Source organism: Pseudomonas sp. Irchel s3h14, from assembly GCF_900187425.1.
Classification (GTDB): domain Bacteria; phylum Pseudomonadota; class Gammaproteobacteria; order Pseudomonadales; family Pseudomonadaceae; genus Aquipseudomonas.
This window is the reverse complement of record NZ_FYDJ01000007.1, coordinates 226,210-238,822: the sequence shown is the minus strand read 5'-3', so window position 1 is coordinate 238,822 and position 12,613 is coordinate 226,210. Positions and strand designations below refer to the sequence as shown.

At 55.9% G+C, this 12,613-nt stretch carries 10 protein-coding genes and 2 pseudogenes; 1 reads left to right on the top strand and 11 read right to left on the bottom strand.

Annotation, left to right across the window (positions count from 1 at the left end; translation table 11 throughout):
• Positions 1 to 19 precede the first annotated feature (19 nt).
• The 4 genes from CKW16_RS16410 to glaH all read right to left on the bottom strand — a co-directional run bounded on the left by CKW16_RS16410 (position 20) and on the right by glaH (position 5,345).
• A complete protein-coding gene (locus CKW16_RS16410) occupies positions 20 to 1,441 on the bottom strand; it encodes an aspartate aminotransferase family protein (protein ID WP_095129291.1) in 1,422 nt (473 codons plus the stop codon).
• 100 nt (positions 1,442 to 1,541) lie between these two features.
• Positions 1,542 to 2,990 (bottom strand): NADP-dependent succinate-semialdehyde dehydrogenase, encoded by a 1,449-nt coding sequence (gene gabD, locus CKW16_RS16405; protein WP_095129290.1) that lies wholly within the window; start codon positions 2,988 to 2,990, stop codon positions 1,542 to 1,544.
• Positions 2,991 to 3,003: 13 nt separating this feature from the next.
• Positions 3,004 to 4,278 (bottom strand): L-2-hydroxyglutarate oxidase, encoded by a 1,275-nt coding sequence (gene lhgO, locus CKW16_RS16400; protein WP_095129289.1) that lies wholly within the window; start codon positions 4,276 to 4,278, stop codon positions 3,004 to 3,006.
• A gap of 89 nt (positions 4,279 to 4,367) precedes the next feature.
• On the bottom strand, positions 4,368 to 5,345 hold the full coding sequence (gene glaH / locus CKW16_RS16395) for a glutarate dioxygenase GlaH (protein ID WP_095129288.1): 978 nt from the start codon (positions 5,343 to 5,345) through the stop codon (positions 4,368 to 4,370).
• Positions 5,346 to 5,539: 194 nt separating this feature from the next.
• Between glaH and csiR the strand changes: the two genes are divergently transcribed.
• Positions 5,540 to 6,238, top strand: a complete 699-nt coding sequence (csiR, locus tag CKW16_RS16390) for a DNA-binding transcriptional regulator CsiR (protein WP_256580501.1) — start codon at positions 5,540 to 5,542, stop codon at positions 6,236 to 6,238.
• Positions 6,239 to 6,475: 237 nt separating this feature from the next.
• Here the strand turns inward: csiR and CKW16_RS16385 are convergent.
• The 7 genes and pseudogenes from CKW16_RS16385 to CKW16_RS16355 form a co-directional block, all read right to left on the bottom strand.
• A pseudogene (locus CKW16_RS16385) lies at positions 6,476 to 8,357 on the bottom strand (methyl-accepting chemotaxis protein).
• 35 nt (positions 8,358 to 8,392) lie between these two features.
• Positions 8,393 to 8,896: pseudogene (locus tag CKW16_RS16380) on the bottom strand (Lrp/AsnC family transcriptional regulator).
• A gap of 12 nt (positions 8,897 to 8,908) precedes the next feature.
• Positions 8,909 to 9,670 carry an ABC transporter ATP-binding protein gene (locus CKW16_RS16375; RefSeq protein ID WP_095129286.1) on the bottom strand — a complete coding sequence of 254 codons (762 nt, stop codon included), beginning with the start codon at positions 9,668 to 9,670 and terminating at the stop codon, positions 8,909 to 8,911.
• A gap of 52 nt (positions 9,671 to 9,722) precedes the next feature.
• Positions 9,723 to 10,433, bottom strand: a complete 711-nt coding sequence (locus CKW16_RS16370) for an ABC transporter permease (protein WP_007896174.1) — start codon at positions 10,431 to 10,433, stop codon at positions 9,723 to 9,725.
• Positions 10,430 to 11,158, bottom strand: a complete 729-nt coding sequence (locus tag CKW16_RS16365; protein WP_095129285.1) for an ABC transporter permease — start codon at positions 11,156 to 11,158, stop codon at positions 10,430 to 10,432. Before CKW16_RS16365 ends, CKW16_RS16370 begins: the two co-directional genes overlap by 4 nt.
• A 52-nt stretch (positions 11,159 to 11,210) precedes the next feature.
• A complete protein-coding gene (locus tag CKW16_RS16360) occupies positions 11,211 to 11,993 on the bottom strand; it encodes a transporter substrate-binding domain-containing protein (RefSeq protein WP_095129284.1) in 783 nt (260 codons plus the stop codon).
• Positions 11,994 to 12,168: 175 nt separating this feature from the next.
• Positions 12,169 to 12,486 carry a multidrug efflux SMR transporter gene (locus CKW16_RS16355; RefSeq protein ID WP_095129283.1) on the bottom strand — a complete coding sequence of 106 codons (318 nt, stop codon included), beginning with the start codon at positions 12,484 to 12,486 and terminating at the stop codon, positions 12,169 to 12,171.
• Between the last annotated feature and the right edge of the window lie 127 nt (positions 12,487 to 12,613).

The window sequence follows — 12,613 nt, the reverse complement described above, 5'->3', positions numbered from 1 at the left end:
ATGACGCCGAGTAACGCTATCAGGAGTTGTGCGTGTAGCCCTCCCACTGATGCCACAGGCTTTGGTTGACTCCCAGTCCAAACCAGCGGTCTGTGTCGTCGAGTGCACGGCTGAAAATATCAACCACGAGCTGTATTTCTTCTTTCGTGGAAATCAACGGCGGGCAGAATGCGATCGAGTCTCCCATCGCCCTTGTGATCATGCCGTACTCCTGCGCACGTCCCGCCAGGTAGCGCCCCAGCTTCCCAACCGTATCCATCGGCTCCTTTGTCCGACGATCCGCAACGAGCTCCACAGCAGCGATCAATCCACAGCCCCTAACCTCCCCTACCAACGGATGATCAGCAAATTGAGCCAGTCCGGCCTGAAGTTGTTCGCCCAACTCGCAGGCGCGCTCGACAAGCCGATCTTCCTGGATGATCTTTATGTTTTCCAGCGCAACTGCAGTCGCAACCGGGTGGCCGCTGCCGGTGAAGCCATGGCCCAGAGTACCGAAGGTGTGGCTCTGATCGGCGATCCCCTCGAAGACCTTATCGTTGATCAGGACTGCCGCGATCGGTTGATAGGAAGAAGATAGTTGCTTGGAAACCACCATGACATCCGGCTTGATGCCGAAGGTTTCGCAGCCAAACATTTTACCGGTACGACCAAAGCCGCAAATCACTTCATCCGCAACGACCAGTACGTCATATTTGCGGCACACCGCTTGAACCTTGTCCCAATATGTGCGCGGAGGCACGATCACGCCGCCCGCCCCCATCAGCGGTTCGCCGTAAAAAGCGGCTACGGTATCAGGGCCCTCTCGGAGGATGACATTTTCCAGTTCGGTTGCCAGGCGATCAGCAAATTGTTCATCGGTCTCGCCAGGCTTGGCATTGCGATAGTGGTGCGGACAGGCGACGTGAAAGAAGCCGGGCAGCGGCACATCAAAGCCACGCTGGTTCACCTGCAGCCCGGTCAGACTGGCGCTGACAGCAGTAATGCCGTGATACGCATTGTGACGGCTGATGAACTTCTTTTTGCCAGGCTTGCCGATGGCATTGTTGCGATACCAGATCATCTTGACGACGGTGTCGTTGGCTTCAGAGCCTGAGTTAGTGAAGAAGACCTTGCTCATCGGCACCGGGGCGAGTTCGATCAGCTTCTCAGCCAATTCGATACTGGGCGTGTGAGCCTTGTGACTGAAGAGGTGATAAAAGGGCAGTTTACGTAGCTGTTGCTCTGCCGCCTTGATCAGGCGCTCATTACTGAAACCGAGCGCCACACTCCAAAGACCCGACATCGCTTCTAGATAACGCTTGCCCTGGTTGTCATAGACGTAAATGCCCTCGCCACGCTCAATGATCAGCGGGCCTACTTCCTGGTGCAGACGCGCATCCGTGTAGGGGTGCAGTTGATGCTGAACATCCTTTTCGGCGAGAGAAAGATACGAGTGATTCATGTTAAGGAACTCCGGGGAATGGCGGCCATATGGCGTTGTTACAGGCTTTGGTGGGGGTTCATTTCCACCCCTCTTGACGCTTGATGAATGTCCGCCGTGATCACACGCCGATACAGAGGTATTTGATTTCCAAGTAGTCCTCAATGCCGTACTTGGAGCCTTCACGCCCCAGACCCGAGGCCTTGATGCCACCGAACGGCGCCACTTCGTTGGAGATGATCCCGGTGTTGATGCCGACAATGCCGTATTCCAGCGCTTCGCCCACACGAAACACACGGCTCAGGTCGCGGGCATAGAAGTAGGACGCCAGGCCGAATTCGGTATCGTTGGCCATGGCGATCACATCGGCTTCATCCTTGAAGCGGAACAGCGGTGCCAGCGGGCCGAAAGTTTCTTCCTTGGCAACGGCGGCGTTGCGCGGTACATCAACCAGCACAGTCGGCTCGAAGAAGGTCCCGCCCAAGGCATGCGGCTTGCCGCCGGCAACCACGCGAGCGCCTTTGCTCACGGCATCGTCGATGTGCTCCTGGACCTTGGCCATGGCTTTGGCGTCGATCAGGGGGCCGGTGGTGATGCCGTGTTCCAGGCCATTACCAATGTTCAACTTGGCCACGGCCGCGGTGAGTTTTTCGGCGAAGGCATCGTAGACACCATCCTGGATATAAAGGCGATTGGCACAGACGCAGGTCTGGCCATTGTTACGGTACTTGGAGACCAGCGCGCCCTCGACGGCGGCGTCCAGGTCGGCGTCATCGAACACAATGAAGGGGGCATTGCCACCCAGTTCCAACGAGACCTTCTTGATGTCCTTGGCGCACTCGACCATCAACTGACGGCCGATTTCGGTGGAACCGGTGAAGGTCAGCTTGCGCACGAGCGGGTTACCGGTCAGCTCGCTGCCGACTTCGCCGGCACTGCCGGTGACCACGCTGAACACACCTTTCGGAATACCGGCGCGCTCGGCCAGCTCCGCCAAGGCCAGGGCCGAGTAAGGGGTTTGCGAGGCCGGCTTGAGGACCATGGTGCAGCCGGCGGCCAGGGCCGGACCGGCCTTGCGGGTGATCATCGCCGAAGGGAAGTTCCACGGAGTGATGGCGGCAGTAACACCGATCGGCTGCTTGAGCACCATCAGGCGCTTGTCGACCTGGTGACCGGGGATCATGTCGCCATACACGCGCTTGGCCTCTTCGCCGAACCACTCCAGAAAGGAGGCGGCGTAAGCGATTTCGCCACGGGACTCGGTCAGTGGCTTGCCTTGCTCCAGGGTCATCAGGCGGGCCAGGTCTTCCTGGTTGGCCATCATCAGGTCGAACCACTTGCGCAGTTTGTTGGCGCGATCCTTGGCGGTCAGGGCACGCCAGGCCGGTAGCGCCTTGTCGGCGGCTTCAATGGCACGACGGGTTTCGGTCGCGCCCATCTTCGGCACACTGCCGATGATTTCACCGGTGGCCGGGTTGTTGACCTTAAGCGTCTGGCCATTGTCGGCGTCTGCCCAGGCACCGTCGATATAGGCTTGCTGGCGGAACAGTTTCGGATCGTTGAGTTGCACGCGAAATTCCTCGTTAGCGGGTTGCGACGGAGGCCGCCATCGGGGCGGTCCGAGTGGAGTTGTCGGGTGTGACAAAACTGACGCCGGTGCTGGCGAGCTGCTCGCGGACCTTGTCGACGATGTATGCACCGATCGGGATCGCGGAAGTCGCGGCGGGCGACGGGGCGTTGCAGACGCTGACGCTACGGGCGGTGTTGACGAACAGGAAGTCGTCGATCAACTTGCCGTCGAGCGAGACCGCCTGGGCGCGAACACCGGCCGGGTAGGCGGTGAGATCGCTCTTGTTGATGCTCGGGCAGTACTTCTGCACCTGCTTGAGATAGCCAGCCTTGAACAGCGAGTTTTTCATCTCGATCAGGCCGGGGCGCAGGTTCTTCACCAATACTTTGAGAATGCCCGGGGTGGTCAGGGTTTCGAACATGTCCGACAGCGAGAAATCGGTCTTGAGATAGCCTTCGCGCTTCATGGCCAACACCGCGTTGGGGCCGACGGTGACGGTGCCGTCGATCATGCGGGTCAGGTGCACGCCGAGGAACGGCATGGACGGATCCGGGATCGGGTAGATCAGGTGGTTGACGATCTGGTTGTGCTGCTTGGGCAACAGATAGTACTCGCCACGGAATGGGCAGATGATGAAGTTGGGCTTGATCCCGAGCATGCGCACCACACGGTCGGCCATCAGGCCCGAGCAGGTGATCAGGAAACGCCCGTGGTGCTCCTGGCTGCCGGTGCGGACGACCACCTCATCGGGACTCTCGTCGATGGCGACCACTTCACTGTTGTAGCGGATCTCGCCGCCGGCGGCTTCGAATTCACGAGCCATGGCCGCGGTGACCTGGGCATAGTTCACGATGCCGCTCGAAGGCACGTAGATACCGCCCAGGCCGATGATGTTCGGCTCGCGCTCGTGCAACTCGGCCGCAGACAGCCATCCACGCCTCAGACCGTTAGCTTCGGTGCGATCCCAAAGCGCACTCATGCGCTGCATTTCCAGCTCGTTGGTGGCCACCAGCAGCTTGCCGCACTCGTCGTAATGGATGCTGTGCTTGTTGCAGAAGGCCTTAGTGGCCTTGTTCCCTTCCAGGCAGAAACGTGCCTTCAGACTGCCGGGGGTGTAGTAAACGCCGGCATGGATCACGCCACTGTTGTGGCCGGTCTGGTGCTGGGCCGGGCCGGACTCTTTCTCCAGCAGGAGGATTTTTGCGTCCGGGTAAACCTGGATCAGTTGCATGGCCGTGGACATACCCACAATGCCGCCACCGATGATGATGAAGTCGTACGCAGCCATTAGCTTGCACCCACCTGAGTTACGTTTTTGTTGGAAGCACGACAAGGGCCGTACGTGCTGGCCCTCGTCATTTCAGCTCTTGGCAAACTTTATTGGCCGCGTTGGTACAGCGTTTTCTGGTAGCTGATGTAGCCGCGCTGGCGCATCAGCTCACGACGCAGGCCCGGGTGGGCGGTGAAACGGTCACGGCCGTGCAGCCAGAACATGTTGTTGACCAGCACGAAGCTGCCGACCGGCACCGGTATCGAAACCTTCTTTTGGCTGCCTTCCAGGGATTCGCTCATGGCAGTCAGCCAGATGCCCTCCTCGAAATCCTTGGGCTGCACGAACTGGTCGATGTAGCGCATGGTCGGGCGGCCTTCGGCGTCGTTGTCGAACACGGCGTGGAACACGTCTTCACGCACGTTCTTACTCGGTGGCGCAGTGAAGCGCATTTCACGGCGGGCCAGCGGGTGCGTGTAGTAGTGGTTCAGGTCTTCCCAGTCGTCCAGGTGCAGCAGCAGGGTGTTGCCGCCTTCCATGTTCTGCTCGTCGATCTTCATCATCAGCACGTAGTCGGTACGTTCCTGAACAAAGGTGCCGTCGTTGTGCAGTTCCATGACCCGGTGTGGCTGGCGCAGGTAACTGTCGGAATTGTCGGTGTTGACCACTGCGAAGCGCGCGTAGAACTGTCCGCTCATGGCATCGAAGTTGGACCGACCGATCAGGTGTGCGACGGCCGAGGAGAACTTGACCATTTCATCGGCTTGGGTCACGTCATTCAAACCTTCAGGCGTGATCAGCATGCCGCCGGTGGCGCGGTCCAGAATGGTGTTGACCAATACCGGGCGCAGAGTGCCTTCGCACAGTTCGTCAAGGATCTGACCGACCCGGAAACGCAGGAACGACTTGTACTCCAGGGCCTGGACCGGCCATTGGGCCACCGCCTTGACAAATGCGTCGACGGTTTCCTTGGTGAATTTCAGCTCAAGCAGCCGCGGCGACTGGCTGGAAGGGGTAAGGATGAACCCCTTAGTCTCCGATGGGAGTGGCATCACAAGGTCCTGAATCTGAGTAAAGGCGTTCATGGCAGTTCCTGGGCAGAGGTAGGGATTAGCCCTTCCAGCATTGATCTGGATCAGGCGCAGAGCAAAAATATCGCCATAAATTTAGAATGTCTACATTTTTATATATGATCTACAAAATAGCATTCCGTCTTATATTTTTCGTATGACAGATGTTTAGGTATGATTGGACCTTGTCGATATCAGGAGCAGTACCTTTGGATAGCCTCACCCCCAAGCAGAACTCTGCATTCAGCGGGTATGAGCGACTCAAACAGGACATCATTCGCGGGGTCTTCAAGCCCGGAGAGAAGCTCCTCATGAGCGGGCTCAAGGAGCGTTATGACTTGGGGGTTGGCCCGCTGCGAGAGGCGCTGTCGCAATTGGTGGCCGAGCATCTGGTAGTGGTGATCAGCCAGAAGGGCTACCGGGTCGCGCCCATGTCGCTACAGGAAATGCAGGACATCTACGATGCCCGCGCCAACCTCGAGGCGATGATCGTAGGCTTGGCTATCGAGCGTGGTGACGACGCCTGGGAGGCGCAGATCCTTGCCCAGTCCCATACCCTCTCGAAAGTTATGGATGTCAAAACCCGAGAGCAGGTCCTGGATGTCTGGGACGAACGGCACAAGGCCTTCCACACGGCTATCGCCGCCGGTTGTGGCTCAAAACACCTGTTACAGGCGCGCAGTTATCTGTTTGACCAGGCCGAACGCTACCGCCACCTTTGGCTGACCCGGACGGTCTTCTCCGAAGAGGCCTTGAAGCTCAAGCGCAAGGAACATGCCGCGTTGGTTGAAGCCATTCTGGCACGCGATGCGCCACGGGCGAGCACCATGATGCGCACTCACCTGATGACGCCGGTACCGATCATCGCTGAGATCATGCTGTTGCAAGGAATGGGCAACGCTGCATGAATTTGAGATTAAACGGGTTGACCAAAGCGAGCATACCCGCCCTCTCTAGCTGAAGCATTGATAACGCCTGCAATCCCCTTACTTCGCGCAGCCCTCCCCGCAGGGTCCCCTTGCCCATGTTCCTGCGGGACGGCACTGCGTGGCTATCAATGCCGCAGTGCCCTCAGCATCAACAACTTAGGGCTCCATCTGAGCAGGAAAATCTATTAATAATCAGCAGCGTTCGATGTATTCAACTTAAGTACGGAAACTATCCACCAGATGCTTGAGTCGGCTGGCTTGTTGCTCAAGGTCATCACATGCAAGCAAGGGGGCCTGGAGATTCTCCACGCCTTCCTGGTTGAGGGATTTGATCTCGGCGATGTCCATATTCAGCGAGTCAATTACGGAGGTCTGCTCTTCGGTAGCAGTTGCCACCGACTGATTGATACAATTTCACCAATTCGCTGATTGACAATACCCAGTCGCTCACCAGCCTGGTTGGCGATAATCATGCCGTCCTGACTGTAACGCTCGCTCTCGTTCATAGTGAATACCGCCTCACGGGCGCCCACCTGAAGCTCTTCAATCATCGTGTGGATTTCCTGGGCTGACGTCTGAGTGCGATAAGCCAGGCTACGAACTTCGTCTGCTGCCACGGCAAAACCACGACCGGCCTCGCCTGCCCGTGCGGCTTCGATGGCAGCATTGAGTGCCAGCAGGTTGGTCTGTTCGGAGATTCCCTTGATCACTTCAAGTGATCCGTCCAATGTTCTCCGCCTTGCTATTCAGCGCCTCGATATTGCTGCACGACGTCCGGATTTTTCCTGACAACTTGTCCATGGCATTGATCGTCTGCGCCACCACCTGGCGCCCACCCTCCGCCTGAAGGCGGGCATCCGACGCTTGAAACGAGGCATCACCTGCACTGCGCGCAATTTCCTGAGCCGCCGCACCCAGCTCATTAATCGCTGCTGCAATGCTGTTAGTGCGATTGGCCTGGTCGTCTGAGTTTGCCATGGAGGAGCTAGAGGTCTGCATCACTCGCTTGGCCACTTCATTGACATGCTCGGTGGCAGAAGAAACTTCGCGTATCGAGTGCTGGATACGCTCCACAAAAAGATTGAAATCGTGGGCCAGCTCCCCGAATTCATCCTTCGAGTGCACGTTCAATCGACGAGTAAGGTCGCCCTCTCCCTGGGCAATATCTCGCATGGCTTTACCCATCAGCCTCAAGGGCTGCATCAACACACGAATAAGCATGCCCAGCAGAAGCAGCGTGATGAACACTGCCGTCACCATCGCCAAAATAGCGGAGGTCCGGAAATCACCAAGCGCCTCGTAGGCTTTGTTTTTATCGATGGACAAGCCGATATACCAATTTACCGAAGGCAAGTCCTTGATCGAACATCAAAATCCGAGGCTTCCCTTCTTGTTCAGTTTCACTGATGTGGGCACTGAGAGTCGGTGTGTTTTGCGGGTAGATATCACTCAGATGTTTCATCACCAGATCTTTGTCCGGATGGACGAGCACCTTGCCATCAGCGCTAACTAAAAAGGCATAACCGATTCCACCTAGATCAAGTGAGCTGACGATCTTCGCCAATGTATCCAGTGTCAGGTCCCCTCCCACCACCCCAAGCGTCTGGCCGTCGTGGCTTACCGGCGTCGCAATCGTCATCATCAACTGGCCGGTAGTAACGTCCAGGTAGGGCTCAGTCAATGTGGTTCCCCCAGCAGTCATCGCGTCCGCGTACCAAGGCCGGGTTCGCGGGTCGTAGTCAGCGGGTAAGTCGTCCTTTGGCCGTATGGCGAAACTACCATCACGACTGCCTAGATAGGTGAAGGTAAACGTCGATAGCAATGACCTCTGCTCCAGCAGACGCGTAACACTGTCCGCCGCCGGGTCGTTGGCAACCGTCTGAGCAATATGGTCAACCAACAATATCCGTCCAGAGAGCCAGGCCTGGACGCTGCTCGCCGTGATTTTGCTCATTTCTTCAAGGTGGTTTTCAAGGTTCGTGCGGATGGTTTTGCGCTGGATCGAATCGTTGTACAGCGTAAGGAGGGAAAACGCTGCGACGACAACGAGCGATGCAGCAAGCAGTACCTTATGACTGAACTTCAGGTTAGCAATCATCATGTTTTATCCGAAGACCGGGAGTGTTGTAGTTGTTATTCGCTGCCAAGGTGCGTTGATGAGTGCTTGATGACGGCCAACTCTGGATAGGCCGCCAGTTTCTCGATATGCAGTTCAGTACTCTCCAACCAACGTTCAGTGAGCGAGCGGAAATGCTCCATATCCCGGCAACGCATCCGCAGACAGTAATCAAGCGCACCACTGATGAGTTGGCACTCAATGACCTACGGGCAAGCACCAACTACGGCTTCAAACGCCTTTTGCGCGGCGAGCCCCTTGCCATCAGCCAATCCAACCAGCACCAGCAGAGATAAACCAGGTGAAAGCTTGTGCTCATCGATGAAGGCACCGTAACCACGAATGACCCCTAGCCTTTCCAACTTACGTACACGTTGCTGGCAAGGGCTCTCACTCAAGTGCACAAGTGAGGCGAGTTTTTTATAAGTGATGCGCCCGTTGTGGCGCAGCACATCAATGATTGCCTCGTCGATACACCCCAAAGTTTCAAAAGTCCCCAGGGCTTTAATTCCAGTATTCATACGGAAGGTTTTTCACTTCAGTCCATTGGACAGAAATTGTTGCAGACGCTCGCTGCGCGGGTTATCCAGAATTTCTGGCCCGCCCTGCTCTTCGACAAGACCCTGATGAAGAAACAGCAGTTGGTTCGAGACTTTGCGGGCAAAACCCATTTCATGGGTCACCATGATCATGGTCCGACCTTCTTCTGCGAGCCCTTGGATGACTTTCAGCACTTCGCCCACCACCTCAGGATCCAGCGCCGATGTAGGCTCGTCGAACAGCATGACTTCAGGCTCCATCGCGAGTGCGCGAGCAATAGCTACCCGCTGCTGTTGACCACCAGAGAGAAACGCAGGAAATTGATCGGCAACACGGGCCGGCAGGCCCACCTTTTCCAAGTATCGCCGGGCACGATCTTCCGCGTCTTTTTTGCTGACACCCAGCACCCGCCGCGGAGCAATGGTGATGTTGTCCAACACGGTCATGTGGCCCCACAGATTGAAGTGCTGGAACACCATGGCCAGGCGGGTGCGCAATCGTTGCAGTTCACGGTCATCAGCCACGCACAGCCCCATATGGTTTTTAACCATGCAGATCGGTTTGCCATCCAGACTCATGGCAACGTCGTTGGGTGTTTCGAGAAAATTAATGCAGCGCAGGAAAGTACTCTTTCCAGAGCCACTGGCGCCGATCAGGCTGATCACGTCGCCTGTTTTGGCTTGCAGGGAAACGCCCTTGAGTACTTCATGGCTACCGTAACTTTTGTGTAGCCCGTCAACAGTCAATTTGTACATGTTTGCAATCATCCTCTAACGCGGATTGGAGCAGCAGTGTCAGATACTGAGCTCAGTGAGTAGGACCAAGAAAAGCCAGCCAGTGACGTTCGGCGATTCGAAACAGGCCGACCAGTGCAAAGGTCACCGCCAGGTAAATCAGTGCCGCAATCCCAAACGATTGAAAGGTCAAAAAGGTCGCGGAGTTCGCGTCGCGGGCGACTTTAAGAATGTCCGGCACAGTTGCGGTGAACGCCACCGTGGTCGAGTGCAGCATCAGGATGACTTCGTTGCTGTAATACGGCAGCGAGCGACGCAATGCTGAGGGCATGATCACAAAGGCGTAGAGCTTCCAACCTGAGAGGCCATACGCTTTCGCTGCCTCAACCTCACCATGGGCGATGTTGCGAATGGCGCCAGCAAATATCTCTGTGGTGTAGGCGCATGTATTCAGGGCGAAGGCCAGGATGGTGCAATTCATTGCATCGCGAAAAAACGCATCAAGCACCGGCTGCGCACGTATTGCAGCCAGGCTGTAGATCCCGGTGTAGCAGATCAGCAGCTGGATATAGAGCGGTGTCCCCCTGAACAGGTAGGTGTAAAACTGCACCGGCCAGCGCACATAAAACCGGGGTGACACTCGAGCGATGGACAGTGGAATCGACACGATAAAGCCGATGAAAAGTGAAGCGCTGAGCAACCACAACGTCATGGCCAGACCGGTTATCTGCTGACCATCGCTGTAGACGAAAGACCTCCAATACTCCTGCAGAAGTTCGATCATCGCACCGCCTCCCGTGAACCCACTGCGTAGTGCCGTTCCAGGCAGCGCAGGACAAAATTGGAGATGCTGGTGATGACCAGATACGTCAAAGCAGCCAGCACCAGGAAAAAGAACAACTGGTAGGTACTTTTTCCCGCATCCTGGGCGGCCTTCACCAAGTCAGCCAGGCCTATGATTGACACCAGAGCAGTGGCTTTGAGAATCACCATCCAGTTGTTGCCAAGACCCGGCAAGGCGAATCGCATCATTTGCGGGAACATCACGAAGCGAAAACGCTGAATGCGACTTAACCCATAAGCCGTGGCCGCTTCGACCTGGCCGCGGGGCACTGCCAGCATGGCGCCGCGGAAGGTTTCGGTGAAATAAGCACCGTAGATGAATCCAAGGGTGATAATCCCCGCGACAAAGGGGTTGATCTCGATGTATTCCCAACCCAGAGCCACTGTAATGACGGTCAGCCAGGTTTGCAGGCTGTAGAAAATCAATAACATCAGCACCAGATCCGGCACCCCCCGAATCAGTGTGGTGTAGAGCTGCGCCAGCAAGCGCAGCAGCGTGAGGCTGGAAAGTTTGGCGCTTGCCCCAATCAGCCCCAGCAGTACGCTGAGCGCCAGGGAAGAAAGGGACAGCTTGACGGTCATCCAGGCGCCTTCGAGCAGCAAAGGGCCGAATCCTTTCAGGCTGAATGCAGAGAGCCCCAGCACGCCTAATAGTGTTTCGAACATGATCAGCAACCTATAGCGATAAGCGCCCGTCCAGGGGACGAGCGCCGGGTGGTTATTTGCCGCTGTAAAGATTCAGATCACCGAAATGCTGCTTCTGGATCGAATCGTAGGTGCCATCTTTGTGTAAGGCCTGGATCGTTTTATCTAGCAATGCCTTGAGCTCTACGTTGCCCTTAGCTATGCCGATGGCTGTTTTGGAGGGAAGATAAGGGCTCTCGACGGACGGGCTGATTTCGTAATCGGCACCCTGCGGCGAGTTGATAAAACCTAACTGAGCCTGCAATGAGTCCTGCAGGGATGCATCCAGCCGTCCCGCTACGAGGTCGTAATACACCTGATCCTGATTCTGATAGGACTGAATTTTTACGCCTGCTTTGTCCAGAACGGCTTTTGCGTAGGCTTCCTGGATACTGCCTTGAAAGTAACCGACCGTTTTACCCTTGAGTGACGCCACGTCTGCGCTGAGGCCCGATCCTTTTTTGAACACGTAGGACGTGAATCCGGAAAACAGCTCGTTTGAAAAATCGATGGCTTTTTCGCGCGTGGGCGTCACTGTCATGGACGAGAGAATGCCGTCGAACTTACCGGCTCTGAGGCCTGGGATCAGACCGTCAAAATCGCTCTCGACCCAGATGCATTTGACTTGAAGTTTGGCGCAAATCGAATTACCCAAATCAATATCAAATCCCTTGAGACTGCCATCAGCCGCTTTGGACTCAAACGGCGCGTAGTTAGCATCCACGCCAAATCGCAAGGTTGTGTACTCTTTGGCCGACACCACATTCGTGCACAGCGCAAACAGTATTATCAAATACAGCTTTCTTAGCGAAATCATAAGTACATCCCTAGATTTTGTAGTTGGATTTAAGGGCAGTAAACATCTGATAGCGGCAAAACGTTACTTTCATTGTTATTGGTTAAAACCATCGCTTCGCCTTAAACACTACCTGAGTGCCGCGACTTAACGAATATGGCAAATTGATCGTTATCACGAGCAAAATGCTCGTCGTTCAGGCGGACACCAACTTCATCATCAGCAAGCCGCTGACAATCAAGATGGCGGCCACAACGCGCAGCAGGCTGGCAGGTTCACCCAGGAAAAAAGTGCCCGCTGCGAATGCCCCCACAGCGCCAATACCGGTCCAGATAGTGTAAGCCGTGCCCAGCGGCAAGCTTTTCATAGAGAACGAGAGCAGCGCAAAACTGGCTATCACTGTTATAAGTGTAATAACCGTCGGTACGAACCGCGTAAAACCTTCCGACTGTTTCATCGAAAACGCCCAGACAACTTCAAGTATTCCTGCAATCACCAAACTTACCCAAGCCACGAGCTTCTCCTAAAACGCCAGCGAACGAACAGTTAGCCTTTAATAGGGCAAACCCTTTTAACTTTCTTAAAAAGACCCCCGCGAGCACGGGGGTAAAGACGGGTTTGACCAAACCCTGGCTGCGTGA

Excerpts from the sequence above, each read along its gene's own strand:
- CKW16_RS16410 (WP_095129291.1), bottom strand. The coding sequence starts at position 1,441 with ATGAATCACTCGTATCTTTCTCTCGCCGAAAAGGATGTTCAGCATCAA.
- lhgO (WP_095129289.1), bottom strand. The coding sequence starts at position 4,278 with ATGGCTGCGTACGACTTCATCATCATCGGTGGCGGCATTGTGGGTATG.
- glaH (WP_095129288.1), bottom strand. The coding sequence starts at position 5,345 with ATGAACGCCTTTACTCAGATTCAGGACCTTGTGATGCCACTCCCATCG.
- CKW16_RS16375 (WP_095129286.1), bottom strand. The coding sequence starts at position 9,670 with ATGTACAAATTGACTGTTGACGGGCTACACAAAAGTTACGGTAGCCAT.
- CKW16_RS16370 (WP_007896174.1), bottom strand. The coding sequence starts at position 10,433 with ATGATCGAACTTCTGCAGGAGTATTGGAGGTCTTTCGTCTACAGCGAT.
- CKW16_RS16365 (WP_095129285.1), bottom strand. The coding sequence starts at position 11,158 with ATGTTCGAAACACTATTAGGCGTGCTGGGGCTCTCTGCATTCAGCCTG.
- CKW16_RS16360 (WP_095129284.1), bottom strand. The coding sequence starts at position 11,993 with ATGATTTCGCTAAGAAAGCTGTATTTGATAATACTGTTTGCGCTGTGC.